Origin of the sequence: Halorubrum lacusprofundi ATCC 49239 (assembly GCF_000022205.1) — an archaeon.
GTDB classification, from domain to species: domain Archaea; phylum Halobacteriota; class Halobacteria; order Halobacteriales; family Haloferacaceae; genus Halorubrum; species Halorubrum lacusprofundi.
On the sequence record NC_012029.1, the window covers coordinates 758,474 to 772,617 of the forward strand.

Annotated in this window: 17 protein-coding genes; all 17 read left to right on the forward strand. The window is 66.1% G+C overall.

Annotated features, from left to right (window positions below; translation table 11 throughout):
• The first annotated feature begins 27 nt into the window (after positions 1-27).
• The 17 genes from HLAC_RS03725 to HLAC_RS03805 all read left to right on the forward strand — a co-directional run bounded on the left by HLAC_RS03725 (position 28) and on the right by HLAC_RS03805 (position 14,115).
• Positions 28-828, forward strand: coding sequence for a hypothetical protein (locus HLAC_RS03725; RefSeq protein ID WP_012659983.1), 801 nt, complete (start codon positions 28-30; stop codon positions 826-828).
• Positions 825-1,448 carry a hypothetical protein gene (locus HLAC_RS03730; protein WP_012659984.1) on the forward strand — a complete coding sequence of 208 codons (624 nt, stop codon included), beginning with the start codon at positions 825-827 and terminating at the stop codon, positions 1,446-1,448. The genes HLAC_RS03725 and HLAC_RS03730 overlap by 4 nt, the downstream gene beginning before the upstream one ends.
• 3 nt (positions 1,449-1,451) lie before the next feature.
• Positions 1,452-3,092, forward strand: a complete 1,641-nt coding sequence (locus tag HLAC_RS03735; RefSeq protein ID WP_012659985.1) for a hypothetical protein — start codon at positions 1,452-1,454, stop codon at positions 3,090-3,092.
• A gap of 26 nt (positions 3,093-3,118) precedes the next feature.
• Positions 3,119-4,843, forward strand: coding sequence for a hypothetical protein (locus tag HLAC_RS03740; RefSeq protein WP_012659986.1), 1,725 nt, complete (start codon positions 3,119-3,121; stop codon positions 4,841-4,843).
• Positions 4,840-5,256, forward strand: a complete 417-nt coding sequence (locus tag HLAC_RS03745) for a hypothetical protein (protein ID WP_012659987.1) — start codon at positions 4,840-4,842, stop codon at positions 5,254-5,256. The genes HLAC_RS03740 and HLAC_RS03745 overlap by 4 nt, the downstream gene beginning before the upstream one ends.
• A 2-nt stretch (positions 5,257-5,258) precedes the next feature.
• Positions 5,259-5,951 (forward strand): hypothetical protein, encoded by a 693-nt coding sequence (locus tag HLAC_RS03750; protein ID WP_012659988.1) that lies wholly within the window; start codon positions 5,259-5,261, stop codon positions 5,949-5,951.
• Positions 5,952-6,056: 105 nt separating this feature from the next.
• Positions 6,057-7,064 carry a hypothetical protein gene (locus HLAC_RS03755; RefSeq protein ID WP_012659989.1) on the forward strand — a complete coding sequence of 336 codons (1,008 nt, stop codon included), beginning with the start codon at positions 6,057-6,059 and terminating at the stop codon, positions 7,062-7,064.
• Positions 7,061-8,293, forward strand: coding sequence for a hypothetical protein (locus HLAC_RS03760; RefSeq protein WP_241211138.1), 1,233 nt, complete (start codon positions 7,061-7,063; stop codon positions 8,291-8,293). The genes HLAC_RS03755 and HLAC_RS03760 overlap by 4 nt, the downstream gene beginning before the upstream one ends.
• A 6-nt stretch (positions 8,294-8,299) precedes the next feature.
• Positions 8,300-8,515 carry a hypothetical protein gene (locus tag HLAC_RS03765; protein WP_012659991.1) on the forward strand — a complete coding sequence of 72 codons (216 nt, stop codon included), beginning with the start codon at positions 8,300-8,302 and terminating at the stop codon, positions 8,513-8,515.
• Between the two features lie 7 nt (positions 8,516-8,522).
• A complete protein-coding gene (locus HLAC_RS19485; protein WP_012659992.1) occupies positions 8,523-9,434 on the forward strand; it encodes a hypothetical protein in 912 nt (303 codons plus the stop codon).
• Between the two features lie 6 nt (positions 9,435-9,440).
• Positions 9,441-10,151: a hypothetical protein gene (locus HLAC_RS03775; RefSeq protein WP_012659993.1), complete on the forward strand. Its 711-nt coding sequence runs from the start codon at positions 9,441-9,443 to the stop codon at positions 10,149-10,151.
• Positions 10,148-10,444 (forward strand): hypothetical protein, encoded by a 297-nt coding sequence (locus HLAC_RS03780; RefSeq protein ID WP_012659994.1) that lies wholly within the window; start codon positions 10,148-10,150, stop codon positions 10,442-10,444. The genes HLAC_RS03775 and HLAC_RS03780 overlap by 4 nt, the downstream gene beginning before the upstream one ends.
• A complete protein-coding gene (locus HLAC_RS03785) occupies positions 10,444-10,896 on the forward strand; it encodes a hypothetical protein (RefSeq protein WP_012659995.1) in 453 nt (150 codons plus the stop codon). The genes HLAC_RS03780 and HLAC_RS03785 overlap by 1 nt, the downstream gene beginning before the upstream one ends.
• The gene (locus HLAC_RS03790; RefSeq protein WP_012659996.1) at positions 10,893-11,411 is read left to right on the forward strand and encodes a hypothetical protein; all 519 of its coding nucleotides are present in this window, start codon (positions 10,893-10,895) and stop codon (positions 11,409-11,411) included. The genes HLAC_RS03785 and HLAC_RS03790 overlap by 4 nt, the downstream gene beginning before the upstream one ends.
• A 37-nt stretch (positions 11,412-11,448) precedes the next feature.
• Positions 11,449-12,366, forward strand: coding sequence for a hypothetical protein (locus HLAC_RS03795; RefSeq protein WP_012659997.1), 918 nt, complete (start codon positions 11,449-11,451; stop codon positions 12,364-12,366).
• Positions 12,366-12,878, forward strand: a complete 513-nt coding sequence (locus HLAC_RS03800; protein WP_012659998.1) for a hypothetical protein — start codon at positions 12,366-12,368, stop codon at positions 12,876-12,878. Before HLAC_RS03795 ends, HLAC_RS03800 begins: the two co-directional genes overlap by 1 nt.
• A 100-nt stretch (positions 12,879-12,978) precedes the next feature.
• Positions 12,979-14,115, forward strand: a complete 1,137-nt coding sequence (locus tag HLAC_RS03805) for a hypothetical protein (RefSeq protein ID WP_012659999.1) — start codon at positions 12,979-12,981, stop codon at positions 14,113-14,115.
• Positions 14,116-14,144 lie beyond the last annotated feature (29 nt).

Consider the following 14,144-nt stretch of genomic DNA (forward strand, 5'->3'; position numbering starts at 1 on the left):
CTGTAAAACAAACTCAAACTCAACCTCATGGCGCACAGAGAAAACTTCCACGAAAACGCCCACCCCGAAGCCACCGCGATCACCGGTGAGCGGGACTACGGCGAGTGGGGACAGTGCATCGTCGATCCGGCGAGCTCGACCGGCGAGCGCTGTACCCAGCCGGCGAAGGGGAGTCACGGGAAGTGCCACTCCCACGGTGGCTCTGAAGGCTCTGGTGCGCCGGATGGGAACACCAACGCCGAGGGCAACAGCGGCGGGGCAGCTCCCGAGGAGAACGACAACGCCGTGGGCAACGACGGCGGGGCAGCTCCCGACGACAACACGAACGCGGTCACTCACGCGTTGTACGTCGAGAGCAACCGCTTCTACTCGGAGGTCATCGACGACGCGCTCCGTGAGCTCTGCGACGACATCTACCGGAGCTATGTCGAGAAGTTCCGCGAGATCAACGCCGAGCCGATCGTCGGCGAGAAGGCGCGGCTCTCGGAGATCGCGGTCAACCACATCAAGATCATCCACGCGGACAACTGGGCGGTCGACCGTCCCGACGATCTCCACTCCGGGAACGCGCTCGTCGATCGGGAGACGCGGGTGAAGGCCTCCCAGAGTGAGTTCCGAGAGGAAGTCCGCTACAAGGAGTCGGTCGTCGTGAAGACGCAACAGCGCCTCCGGAAGGAGGATCGGAAGTGGCTGAAGGAGATGGGACTGCTCGGCGCCGACGAACTCGACGTCAACGTCGACGGGCAGGTCGACCACGACCACAGCCACGGTCTCGACGAGGACACTCGCGAGATGATCGACGACCTCGAGGAGGACCTGAAGGCATGACGCCACTCGCTCTCCACGTCGCGGCTCGCCTCCACGACGCCGACCACGCCGATCTCCCCGACCACGTCGATCACAAGGGCCGATTCGGCCGGTACGAGAACAAGCAGCCGGACTTCGCCCGCTCGCAGAACATGCCAGACTTCGTCCGGGACAACATCGTCGACGTCGCCCAGCGCGAGTTCGCGCTCGAGCCGCCGGCGACGCCGGACGACCAGGAGGCGATCCGGCAGAGCGACTATCGCGAGTTTTGGATCGACGAGCTCGACGCCGAGCCGTGGGACATCTACTCCATCTCGGAGGCGATGGCGACCCGGTTCGACATCAACCCGGGCTGGGCGTTCAAGACTGCTCGCCAACACCTGAACCAACTTGTCCTCCAGGCACGGATGCGCGGCTATCGGCAGGAGCGGCTCGCCGGCCGGCGCTTCCGGTGGTCGGGGCCCGAAGCTGACCACCCGGCGTGTCAGTGGATCCGCGACCAGATTCCCGACGAGGGCCTGCCGTATCACGACGTCGTCGAACTGATGCAGGAGGCGAAGCAGCGGTTCGTCGACGACCCACCGGCGAGCGCGCACGTCGTCCACGACTGGTGCCGCCACGAGATACGGGAGGTGCGGTGACCCATGTCGACAGACACCGGGGCGACCACGTCGACGGCGCCGTCGACGTCGATCGCCAAGCTGGTCGAGGAGCGACCGACGGCCCACCCGCTGCCCTTCTCGATCCGGCACCTCGGGACGGACGGGATCCTCGCGCCACCTCAGCACCTGCGGGACTGGTACCAGCACATCTGGGAGGCGGTGTACAAGGAACACACGCCGAAGAACCTCGCGCTGCTGGGGCCGCGGAACTACGCGAAGACGGTGTCGACCATCAACGTCGCGCCGGCGTGGCTCGCGGTCAACTTCCCGGAGATCCGGATGGCCATCGTCTCGCACAAGAAGAAGCACGCCGACAAGCGGGCGAAGACGGCGGTCGCGTCGATCGAAGAGGCGTGCGAGCGGTACGGCGTCTCAGTGTACGACTCCTCGAAGACGACGCTCCAGCTGGAGGCGGGCACGCACAACATCGAGCCGACGCTCGAGCCGCTCTCCATCCGGACGTCGGACACGGGGTCGCACTACGACGTCATCATCTACGACGACATCGCGACGCTCACCAACCAGACGACGGCGTTGCGGGGTACCATCTCGGAGAACTTCGAGGAGTTCTACGACAACGTCTCGGCGAAGGCCGGGGCGACCTGCCTGCCGCACAAGTCGCTGAACATCGTCATTGGGACGCGCAAGACGCCCGAGGACGTGTACCGCGAGCACGTCCTGTCGACAAACAACCCGGAGTGGGACGACTGCATCGCCCGCGGTGTCTCTCGGCCAGGATGGGCGGCACGCATCTGGCGGGCGACCCCGGACTGGCACGTCATCGAGAACGAGACGTACCAGGTCCACGCCACGAACGGCGAGGTCTACGACTCCATCCGGGACGTGCCGGCGGACGTCGAGATCATCGACGACGGGATCCGCGCCGGGCCGGACACCGAGTTCCGGACGCTGTGGCCCGCGTTCGAGGCGCCCGAGACGCTGCTGACGAAGGTCGTCTCGAAGGACGGCAGCGCGGGTCTGTGGCGGGCGGAGAACCAGCAGAACCCCGAGGCAGCCATCGGGCGCGTCCTCGACCTCGACTGGCTGCGCTTCGTCGACCCGATCCCGCGCGAGGACTGGTCGTCGCTGGAGTGGTACGCGGGGCTTGACTTCGCGAACCCGAACAACCTCGCCGCCGAGCAGCGCGGGGAGACAGACTACTGGGCGCTCGCGGTGTACGCGTTCGACCGCGAGAACGACCAGGAGTACGCCGTCGACACCTGGCGTGACCGTGGGTACATGTGGGAGGAGGCGGCGACCGAGTTCGTCGGCGTCCATCTCTCGGACTACCCGGTCGGCGAGCTGCTCGTCGAAAGCAACTTCGACGGCAAGGAGATCGCCGAGACGATCGAGGACAACGTCGACGTCCGGGTGACGCCCACTGCTTCCGAGGGCGAGAAGGAGCAGCGCCTTCACCGGCTCGCGAACCGCTTCCAGCAGGGGAAAGTGAAGGTGGCGAGCACGGAGAACGAGCGCTGGGAGTCGTTCATCCGTGAGGAGTGGCTGCCGTTCCCGGATGCGGCTCACGACGACAGATTTGACGCTCTCGAGATCGCGTCGCGTGGCCCCAACGGCTCCGTCGACCACGTGTCGAGCGACGACTTCGACCACCTCGACTGGTAACACGATGTTCTCCAACACTGATCACGATGACTGACGACGAACCACGCACGACGACGCTCGGCGAGGACGACGGCGGCGAGCTGGTCGCAATCGACTGGCCCGACGGCGATGTCGAGCAGATGCTCGGAGGGCAGATATCGTCGACACCACAAGCCTCGGGCGGTCGGTCGAACAGCCACGTCGACGACGTCGGGCCGATCCCCCGCATCTCGGACCGCGGCGGTGTCTGGAGCAAGCTCGACCTGCAGTCGTTCACGCTCAACTCGACAGAGCTCGCGACGACGGTCAAACGGTTCCGCGACGAGATGTACCGGAACCAGTTCCCAGTGCTCACGCCGGCGTTCGCCGCCCGCTGTACCAACTGCGGGACCTCGTACGATGAGGAGCGCGACGTCTGTGAGGTCTGCGGCGAGGCCGACTTCGAGACGCCGTCTCGGGCCCAGAAGGAGCGGCTCGCCGAGCTCTTCGCCTCGGTCAACGACGACGGGCAGTCGCTGGCGTCGCTGATGAAGTACGAAGAGAACTACCAGTCCTTCAACGGCGTCTCGACGATCCTCGCCCGCCTGCAGTACCAACACGTGGAGAGCGAGACGCAGGTCGCGGGGCGCACGGTCGAGTCAGCCGGCCGGTGGGAGGCGACGGCGATCGACGAGCTCGTCCACGCGGATCCGAGCCGCGTCCGCCCGGTTCTCGACGAACAGAACCGTCACGGTGGGTGGTGGACCTGTCCCGCCCACCGCGAGGAGTACTGGGAACACGACGCGCTCACGTTCGAAGACGGCGCCGATCACCCGGTCGAAGTCTGTCCCGAGTGTCACGCTCGCCTCGAAGAGGTCGGCTACGCGGAGGTCAAACACCGGAGCAACGACGTCAAGCGCCTCTTCCTCAAACACGAGGTCATCGACTGGGCGCGGCACTTCCCCATCCTGAACGGCCTTGACGGCCGGTCACCGATCCTCCCGCTGATCAAGCTCCAGGCCATCCTGCAGTGGTCGCGCAACTACGAGTTGCAGTACCTCAACCCACAGAACGACCAGCAGCTCCCCGACAAGTTCCTCGTCGCCTATGGGAAGAACGTCCGGGAGAGCCTGCGGGCCTCGCTGTCCGAAGAGGAGCAAAAGAACCCGTGGGAGGAGGGCCGACTCATGTACGAGGGCAACCCCGACGACGTGGAGATCGACATCCTCGACCTGTCGACGTCGGCCGGGATCAACGGCCGCGAGCCGATGGTCGAGCGACTTATGTCGCAGATTCGGGCGATGTTCGGGGTCTCCGACGCCTTCGAGAATGAACTCTCGGACGCTGGTGGACTCAACGCCGAGGGGACGCAGGTCGAGATCACGAACGGCGCCGTCGCGAGCGCTCACCAGGACACCCAGGACAAGGCGCTCGACACGCTGTGTCAGCTCATCGAGCGCGTCGAAGGTCACTGCGACTGGGAACTCGCGTACGTCGCCCCCGAGAGTGAGGGAGAGTCGTTGTCGCCCCTCGAAGTTCTCCAGGGGATCGAGAAGGCTCAGCAGACCGGCACCGCGGTGGCTGTCGAGGATGGCCAGCTGCAGATCCCCGACCAGGAGATCACGCCGATGGATCCCGAGACTACGACGCCGGCGGACGAACCACCTCCCGAGGAGGGCGAGCCCGACGGTGGCGGCGACGCCGGCGCCGCGAACCCACCTGACGACACCGGCGAGACGAACACCCCTGCTCCCGACCAACCTGCTTCCGACCCCTCTGACTCCCAGACATGACTGACACGACACTTGCCCCCATCGAGAACAGCGCGCTGCCACTGGCCACGCTCATCCGTGCCGTCGCCGACGACGTCGAGCAGGTAGCGAACACCGACGACCTCCCGCGACACTCACCGACCGAGGGCCGCGTTGCGGAGGTCACGGCCGGCACTCGCCCGTACGACATCTACGTCGGAACGGGAGACGCGTGGGCCCTCGCCACTGCGGAACTCGGCTTCGAGGCCACGGTGCTTCGGGCGACACCCCAAGACCTGACCGCCGATGACGCGCCGGCGCCGGGCGAGGCCGGCGTCCAGGCCGCTCACGACGGGACCGGCACGCCGGCGGCGGGCACATACACGTCGGATCCGGCGAACAACCAGTGGGTCGGCGCCGACGACACCACGACCGGCACGACGATCGCCTACTGACCATGAGCATCCGCGTACTCAACCACCTCGTCGACGGAGACGTCGACCGAAAGGCGGCGATCGGCGAGTCCGTCGACGCCGACGGGCCGATCCACGACCGGCGCATCTCCCGAGAAGATGTCCCCGACGAGTGGGAACACGCCGTCTTCGAGGCGGAGAACTTCATCATCGAGGGGCCCGCGAGCGTCGAGATCGTCGACCGGAGCGGCCAGCAGATCCAGATGGACGCGGTCGCCGACAGCCTCGACCGCTATCTCGAGAGCACCCGCGAGCCGGGGATCATCTCGACGAGACACGACGACGTCCCCGTGGGCGTCCCGGTCTGGGAGTGGACCACCGACGAGGGCGTCCACTACGAGACGACCGTCGACGACGAGGAGTTCACACTCGTCGCGAACCTCGGCAACGAGACGACGAAGTCCAAGATGGCGCGGCTCCGCTGTCTCAGCGGCGACTACGGTGGCTACTCGGTCACCGTCTACTCCAACCAGGAGCACCGGCGCAACGACGGCACGCGGGTGACTGTCGACTGTGACCTCCACGCCGTCACGCTCGGCCACGAGAGCCAGGTGATGAACCCGGCGGCCGACTTCGACGTCGTCGACTTCAAGCACGGCGGCGTTCTCGAGGCGGCGGTTCGGCGTCGACTCCGGCGCCGGAACAGCCTCGCCGGCCGGATCGAGGACCGCCTCTAGCACTGGCTGACCACTGACTGCAGAAAGACGTCCTGCGCCGGCGTGGTGTGGGACAGCGGCCGACCGCCGCCATCTGGAAACGGGTCAGCGATTCTGACAGGACACATGAGCATATTCGGGAGAACCCCGACCGTCGACGGCAAAGCCCGTACGGTCCTGGGTGACCTTCCGGAGGACCCCTCGCCGTTCGAGATCCTCCAGACGGTCGACCAGAAGGCGGGCGACGACGTCGACCCAGACGAAGTTGTATCGAAGATGCGAACGCTCGACGAGTCGGTCGACCAGAAGCTCGCCGCCATCGACGGCGACGACGTCGACCAGAAGGAGATGCGGACGGCGGCCAGCATGATCGCTGACCGCACCTCGTTCTCTGAGCCGGCCGTCATGAACCTGCTGTCGGCTGCCGCCGAGGCGGCCGACCGCATGGATCCCATGCTGTTCGTCGACGAGTTCGACGCACTTGCAGCCGACGAGCAGCTGGGCGGCGCCGAGATCGACCAGCGCGCAGAGACCAACACGGACACAGCAGACATGGAAAACAACACCGAGACTACGACCCCGGACGACCCGGGCGTTGACCAGAAGCAGGAGAACGACGACGACCAGATGGATCCGATCGACCTCGTCGAGGAGATCGGCGGCTCGGACGCCCGAGACACCGTCGAGAACTACGCCGAGTCGGTCGGCAAGGACACGCAGGAGGCCGCCGCCGAGTGGGTCTCCGAGAACGTCCCCGGCGTCACCGTCGAGGGACACGGCGACACCGGCGACACGCCCGAGAACGGCGATGTCGACACCGCGGGCAACAACCCGGACGACGACCCGTACGGCGACGACGTCGACCAGATGCTCGAGGAGAAGGTCGACCAGAAACTCGACAACATCGACGAGCGCATCGCGGATGCCGTCACGGCCGACGGGGTCATCTCGGAGATGGCCGGCGCGGTCGCTCAGAAGCTGTCGAGCGACGAGGACCTCGCCGATCAGCTCGTCGACACCGTCGACCAGAAGGGCAACTTCGCGACGACCGACGACACGGTCGTCACGGCGCCGGGCGACGACTCTCAGACCGTCGGTGAAGCCGGCGCGGTCACCGGGGGTGATGACGCGTGAGCGCTGAAGGGCACCCGTTCATGAACTACGCCGGCGGGAACAGCCCCGGCCGGTTCCTCGAGAGCAACATCGTCGGCGACGTCCCGCTCGACTGGGACGATGGCCTGCTCCAGCGGGCGCAGTACGACACCTCGACCGAGGCCCACGTCAACGCTATCTTCACGGCGACGCTGTACGCGCAGTACAACCAGGAACACGAGTGGTTCAACGCGCTCTCGCAAGTCGACCGCTTCAACGCCTCGCTCGAGGGGCCAGTCACCGCAAAGGCCTACCGCGCGGCCACGAATCCGGTCGACCTCCAGACCCACACTGAGGGTGGGTCGGTTCCGGACGGCCAGACGATGGGCGTCGAGGAGGTCGAGTTCGATCCCAAGCGGTCGGACACCGTCATCGAGGTGTCGGACCTGCAGGAGATCTACGCGGCCATCGAAGACGCGGTCGGGTTCGAGGAGTTCTGGCAGACCCAGCAGGAGCAGCTGGACCTCGCGATCGACCGCGACGGCCTCGCAAAGGCCGTCATGTCCGGCGACGCCCAGTACGGCGCCACCGACCAGCTCACCAGCCTCGACCGCGTCATCGCCTCCAGCGACGAGGAGGCGCAGGCGCAGGACCCCAACGGGGCTGCCTACAACGACGGTGACCTCGACTACGGGAACGTCGACCGGTCGAATGACGACTGGGCAGACTCCTACGTCGACTTCGACGCGGCAAGCGTCCGCCAGCTGAACAACGACCTGTTCTCGGGCTTCCTGAACTCGATGAACGAGTTCGCCGACGTCGACGTCTACAACGACACGGCGATCCTCACGGGCCACGACACCGCGGGTGTGCTGTCGGAGCTTGCGGCTGATCGGAACAACGTCCGGAACAACGCCGCGATGGCGGACTACCGGCGTGAGGAGGTCGGCGACGCCGAGACGATTCGCGGGCTCTCGGGGACGGCCCGGTTCCGCGACTACGACGGGATCCCGATCATCGGCAACCAGCACGCGATCAAGCACGGCGACATCTCGTCGATCTTCCTCGTCCCGACGGACACGATCCGCGGGCAGCCGCGGCTCGCGATCGAGCAGTTCCAGGAGCCGTACGTCGAGACTGCCGGCCGTGGTCAGTCGCAGGGGTACCTCGCGACCGGCAACTACCGCGACCAGGCGCTCATGAAGCTCGACCACGAGGCCGTCAATCGCGACTTCAGCAGCTGTGGCCTTCTGAGAGATATCGGCGAGTAACCACACATGAGCGACCGCGACACTACCACCATCACCATCACCGTCCTGATCGACGGAACACAGTACGTCCGCCAAGTCGAGGGGACGCACTGGCGCCGCGACGACGAGCGCACGGTGTATGTCTACGACGGCGACACCACAGTGCTCGAAGTCGACGCGGAGTACTTCGTCGAGGCGGCGCGGGAGGACCGTGTCGAGACCATTTCCACCGTTACTCAGTAACCACACCATGCCCATCAGTACACTTGCAAGCGCACGCGATTTCGAAGAGAAGGATCACGCCGAAGTCGAGTTCGTCGGTTTTCGGTACGTCGGCGACCAGTCCACGAAGACGGACCACGACATCCGGCAGCGCGTCGGGTACAACGGTCCGGCCAAGTTCCAGGCCGGTCGCGTCTACCTGGCGCTGCTGCCGACCTACCTCGATCCGAACCACGTCGAGAACAGCAACATCGGCGTCCACGCCCTGGAGTCGCGCAACGACTTTGAGGTAATCTACGACGCCAAGCGACTCGCCGAGGCGCTACTCGAGCGGAACTACCTCCCGCCCGAGGCGTTCTACGAAGGATTCGACCGCTGGAAGCGCCAGAAGGTCATGGAGAAGCTCGACCTCGACGATGCCGGACGGGTGTTCGAGAAGGACGACGAGGAGCCCTACCGCAACCAGCTCCGAGAGATCGCCGGCGTCGAGGCCGACGACGAGGTGTCGGTCTCCACGCAGCGCTCTGACGAGTACACCGGCCGGTTCTCCCGGTCGGAGGCGTCGGAGATCGTCACCGTCCTTCGGGAGGCACAGGCACCGGCGCCGCCGTTCGATCCCGGCGAGCACACCATTGGTGAGCTCGAAGAGGAGCTCGACACGGACGAGAACGAGAAGCGGGATGTCGACTCACTCAACGCCCTCTACCGGGCTGAGCGCCTCGGCGACGACCGCACGGGAGCCCGCGACGTGATCGAGGACGTGCTCGGCGACGATCTCGAGCCCGTCGATGTCGAGATCGACCTGGAGAGCGCCGGGCTCACTGACATGGCCGACTTCCTCACCCGGTTCGACCCGGCGACGGTCGAGACCGCAGCCGACGTCGTCAACGGCGACACCGAGATCTCCGAACTCGAGGTCACCGACGGCAGCGAGGACTGACGTTTGATGTCCACCGCCGCTGACCCGATCCGGTACGCCACCGCAAACGAGGTCCTGCTGGCGCTCGATCCCGACACGGATCCGGCAACGGTACCCGAGCACACTCGTGACCGGGCGATCAAGCGCGCAGCGAGCGCGACCGAGAAGTGGGTCAACCGCACCGGGCGGGCATTCCATCCCGTGCGTGTCGGCGCCGTCGACGAGCCTCGCAGCTGGGAAGTCCACGACGTTCAGGACGCGAGCTCGTGGTCGCCGGCGACGGTCATCCTCGACAACGCTCGGCCGATGCCACTCGATCCTGCCGAGGGTGACGCCATCGAGATCCGCTCAGGGCGCAGCCAGTGGGACGACGTCACCGACGAGGAGGGCGACGCGTGGGCGCTCGACTACCGGCGTCGACGCCTCCGAGTGTTCGAGCGCCGGCTCGCCATCTCGCGCCGCGACGATCCGAACACGAGCTTTGTCCGGCTGACCTACCGGTACGGCCCGCTCGGCGAGGAAGTGCAGATCAACGCGGACAACGTCGTCGAGAGCGCGCCGCCGGACGTCCGCGAGGCGGTCGCGGCGAAAGCGGCGTCGATGCTCGCACTCAGCGACAACACGGCGCTCGACATCCCCGACAACGGCCAGCTGGCGAGTCGGACCTCGCGGAGTGAGGCGCTGAAGGCGGCCTACGAGGACACGGCCGCCGAGTACAGCGGGTTCTCATCGTTATGACGCCACCCAATCGCCCCTACCGTGCGCTCCGCGCCGGCGTCGGCGCCAGCGTGATCGCGGTGGTCGTCGCGCTGTGGGCACACGGTCAGCTGACCGGTGACGAGCTCGGGACGCTTTGGGAGGTCGTCGTCCTCGCGATCATCCTCGCCGGGGGCTACTCGGTGTTCGGCCACTCGACGATGAGCGCCGCCGTCGACGACGCCCAGGAGCTCGCCGACGGGGCGGACGATGAGGAGGGTGATGGGCAACCAGGGGTCGCAGAGACGCCCGAGACCGATCCGCGGGGCGAGTGATGACCTCGCTCCCGAACTTCGTCGAGGACGCGCGTGAGGAGGTTCTCGACAAGCTCGAGGAGTACGCCCGCGAGGAGATCGCGCCGCAGGTTCAGGCTCACGCCCACGAGATTCTCGAAGCGTACGGCAGTGAGCACGATTACGACGTCAAGCCGATCATCGAGGCGGGCGAGACGGAGATCGTCCGGCGCGGCGACCGTGTCGTTGTTCGATTCGGATGGCCTGAGCCGGCGATCTACTTCGAGCGCGGCACGGTCGAGCACGTCGTCGAAGCGAAGAACGCCGACGCGCTGTCGTTCGTCTGGGAAGATCCACCCGAGTGGGTCCGTGAAGAGTTCGAACCCGAAGACGACGGCTACCGCGTGTACCTGCAGAAGGTAGAGGTCTCTGGCCTCCCCGAGTCCCGGTTCATCCGAGACACACTCAACTGGTTACAGGCTCAGTTCCGATGAGACACGAGATACAATTCCTCCTCGAGGACGTCCTCGGCCCGGTCGCCGACGCCCAACCGGAGGATCACCCACTGTTCCGCGTCAACCGGGACACGTCGACGGTCTACGAGACGGACGAAACGCTCGACATGCAGACGCCGATCCAGACGCGGAAGAAGCAGCTGCAGCGAGCCAACTTCGTCGGCGTCGCGAGCGAGACGACCAACCCGACACCGGTCGGGCCCGGACGACGGTACGACCTCCAGACGGCGGTGTCGATTCGACTAGAGGGGCTGTCGGCGGCCAAGCGCGGGCACATCGAGCATCCGTCTACCGACGGCGTCCCGTTCGAAGCACCCTTCCGGAGCGTGTTCGACGCCGTCCAGGGCGCGATGTCGTACCCCGACGTCGGGCGCCCCGGCGTGTCGTATCGCGACCTCACGATCACAAACGTCGACGACGCGCAGTCCGAGCACTCGGACTTCTACCGCGCCGAGTTCGACGTGCTGCTCCGCGGCTACACGGATACACCATGACAGAATCCATTCATACGATAACCCGAGGTGAACAGTAGTGCCTGGCGCAGGGTCTGCAGAAGTGGCCTTCACGCCGGAGCCCGAGTTCGGCGCCGGGCCGGGAGCTGATCCAACGTGGATCCAACCCGGCATCGACGTCGCCGTTTCGGACCTCTCGGTTCAGCAGGCACTCGAACGCAGTCGCCACCCAGACAGCCCGCTTCCCGCTGGCTCCCGGCCGCGTGACTTCGAGGGTGGGATCGGCCTCGAGTTCACGCTCACCGACGCCAACTGGCACGATCTCGTGTTCGCGAACGGCGGGACCGCACTCCCGACGTCGACCACGACGGCGCCGTCGTCGGCGTGGTACTTCGCGACCACACTTCCCGACGGGACGGTCGAGCCGCGGACGCCGACCGGGACGATCATCACCGACGCGGAGGTCGTCTACGAGCGTGCTTCGGACATCCGCGTGTCGTTGACCGGGATCTACGGCTTCGAGCCGGACGACGTCACGGCGCCGGCCGATGGGGCGATCCAGCAGCCGTCTGACGAGGACGCGTTCAGCTATCACGGCGCGACCTTCTCGGTCGACGGTCTGAACCAGCCGCTGATGCAGTCGACGACGATCTCGCTGGCCGGGCTCTCGCGCTTCCGTCGGGGGCAGGGCCGGCATCCGTACGATGCAGTTACGGGGGCTATTGAGCCGGCATTCAGTACGGATGCCATCTTCACCGAGCGTGACCAGCTCGCCGCGGCCGTCGACGATGTCGACATGAGTGACTACGAACAGATCGGCAAGGTACCCGGCTCCGTGACGTTCGAGAACGGGCAGGGCGACACGATCGAGTACGCCCTCTCTGACCTTCAGCCGACGTCGTACAACTGGTCGAATCTCGTTGCCGCCGACACCAGCCTCTCCGAGCCGATCGATTGGCACGTTACGGACATCACGCCGACCGTCACCACCGCCTAATGCTTACCACCCAGACACTCACCGTCGACGATGCACGCGCAGAGCTCACTGAAGGGATCGAGGCGCTCGAGGATGCACTCGACGGCCTCGACGAGGACACCGACGACGCAGCCGTGATCCGTGACCGGAAAAGCACGCTCACCTACTGGCGAAACGGTCTCGACTGGCAGACGTCGGAGGGAGACTGGACCACCGACACAGAGCTCACCGTCGGCGCGATGAACGCCGGCGAGGAGGCGATGATGCACCGCGAGGTGCCCGAGCAGGCCGGTCAGGATGAGTTCCGGATCTGGTTCGTCGCTGCGAGCGTCGAGGCTGGGCCGTTCGTCGAGGACGACCTGAATGAGACGTTCGCGAACGCGGCCTGTCTGCATCCTGCGGTTGTGAAGTGGCTCGAGGCGAAGGCGAACGGTCTCGGAACGGCGAGCGACGAGGGAAACGGATCCAGCAAGTCATCGTCGGCGACCGACAGCGAGGCGACCTCAGCCCAGCCGCCCGACTCGACTACCTGATCGTCGTGGCACTCGCCCACGGCATGTCGTACGATGAGGCGCTCTCGACGCCGACGCCGTACCTCGAACTGCTTGCTGACTACGCCGCCCAACACCCACTATGAGTGATTTTGGCACGCTAGCCGAGCTCGACCTCGTCGTCTCCGATGAGTCGCTTCGGAACGTCCAGAAGCAGATCGAGTCGGAGCTCGGCGCCGTCGAGATCGGCGTGACAGACGGCGGGGCAATGTCTGCCCAGGCGGGCGGTAGTGGTGGCGCCGGTGCGTCCCGACGTGGGCGGCAGTCCTTCCAGATGGAGCGCACGCGGACGGACCTCCTCGAGGAGGCAGTCATCTACCTCGAAGAGATCGAAGACAAGGTCGGCGGTGGTGACGGTGGCGGCGCCGGCGGGGTCTTCACGGAGCTGCTCGGCGTCGCTGGTGAGACTGCTGGCGATGCAGCGATCGAGACTGGTGGAACGGTCGCCGACGCGATCACGGACGTGCTGACGGGGACGGCTGCGACCGCACTGGGGAACACGATCAGCTCTGCGATCACGAACTCGACGGTGACGGTCGAGGACACGACACTCACCGTCAAACGCCCCGGGTGGCTCGACGAGCTCACCGGTCGCAACATCGAGTTCACGCCGACGGTCAAGCCGACGTTCGAGGCCCCTGATCTCGACCTCGGGCCGGACATCAACCTCGGCGTGCCCGACACGGTCGCCGTCAACCGCGATCCACTGCCGGTACAGCGTGACCCGCTTCCAGTGGACCGCGACCCGCTGCCTGTACAACGTGACCCACTACCGGTGGATCGTGAGCCGCTGCCTGTCGAAGCGGTCGGTCCGATCACGGTGGACGTCCAGGCTCATGGCGCAGGGTCAGCCTCGACAGAGTCGAACAGCGACTCGTCTGGAGGCATCCAGTTGGGTGGTGATAACGGCATCACGGTTGGGAACGGCGGCATCCAAGTCGGCGGCGACCGCGGGATCACGATCGGTCGCAACCCCGGCGATCCAACGGGAACACAGTCCAACGGATCGCAGACGTCATCCGCAGCAGGGAGGGAGGTGACGGTCACCCACTCTCCGACCTACCGCGTGGACGTCGATCCGCGCCGGCTCGACTCGTTCGCCGACCGGATCGTCTCCAAGATCGAGGATGGCGTGCAGCGTGACCTCGACAAGCTCGAAGACACCGTCGAGGAACTCCAGCGCGACCTCACCGCGCTCGAACGCGACATCACACAGTGACGCTTGGACCGAGCCTTATGCCCCTACAG

Bases quoted from the DNA above. Each gene is read 5' to 3' on its own strand.
- HLAC_RS03775 (WP_012659993.1), top strand. From the start codon at position 9,441: ATGTCCACCGCCGCTGACCCGATCCGGTACGCCACCGCAAACGAGGTC.
- HLAC_RS03805 (WP_012659999.1), top strand. From the start codon at position 12,979: ATGAGTGATTTTGGCACGCTAGCCGAGCTCGACCTCGTCGTCTCCGAT.
- HLAC_RS03800 (WP_012659998.1), top strand. From the start codon at position 12,366: ATGCTTACCACCCAGACACTCACCGTCGACGATGCACGCGCAGAGCTC.
- HLAC_RS03745 (WP_012659987.1), top strand. From the start codon at position 4,840: ATGACTGACACGACACTTGCCCCCATCGAGAACAGCGCGCTGCCACTG.
- HLAC_RS03725 (WP_012659983.1), top strand. From the start codon at position 28: ATGGCGCACAGAGAAAACTTCCACGAAAACGCCCACCCCGAAGCCACC.
- HLAC_RS03790 (WP_012659996.1), top strand. From the start codon at position 10,893: ATGAGACACGAGATACAATTCCTCCTCGAGGACGTCCTCGGCCCGGTC.
- HLAC_RS03785 (WP_012659995.1), top strand. From the start codon at position 10,444: ATGACCTCGCTCCCGAACTTCGTCGAGGACGCGCGTGAGGAGGTTCTC.
- HLAC_RS03780 (WP_012659994.1), top strand. From the start codon at position 10,148: ATGACGCCACCCAATCGCCCCTACCGTGCGCTCCGCGCCGGCGTCGGC.
- HLAC_RS03735 (WP_012659985.1), top strand. From the start codon at position 1,452: ATGTCGACAGACACCGGGGCGACCACGTCGACGGCGCCGTCGACGTCG.
- HLAC_RS03730 (WP_012659984.1), top strand. From the start codon at position 825: ATGACGCCACTCGCTCTCCACGTCGCGGCTCGCCTCCACGACGCCGAC.
- HLAC_RS03755 (WP_012659989.1), top strand. From the start codon at position 6,057: ATGAGCATATTCGGGAGAACCCCGACCGTCGACGGCAAAGCCCGTACG.
- HLAC_RS03750 (WP_012659988.1), top strand. From the start codon at position 5,259: ATGAGCATCCGCGTACTCAACCACCTCGTCGACGGAGACGTCGACCGA.
- HLAC_RS03765 (WP_012659991.1), top strand. From the start codon at position 8,300: ATGAGCGACCGCGACACTACCACCATCACCATCACCGTCCTGATCGAC.
- HLAC_RS03740 (WP_012659986.1), top strand. From the start codon at position 3,119: ATGACTGACGACGAACCACGCACGACGACGCTCGGCGAGGACGACGGC.
- HLAC_RS19485 (WP_012659992.1), top strand. From the start codon at position 8,523: ATGCCCATCAGTACACTTGCAAGCGCACGCGATTTCGAAGAGAAGGAT.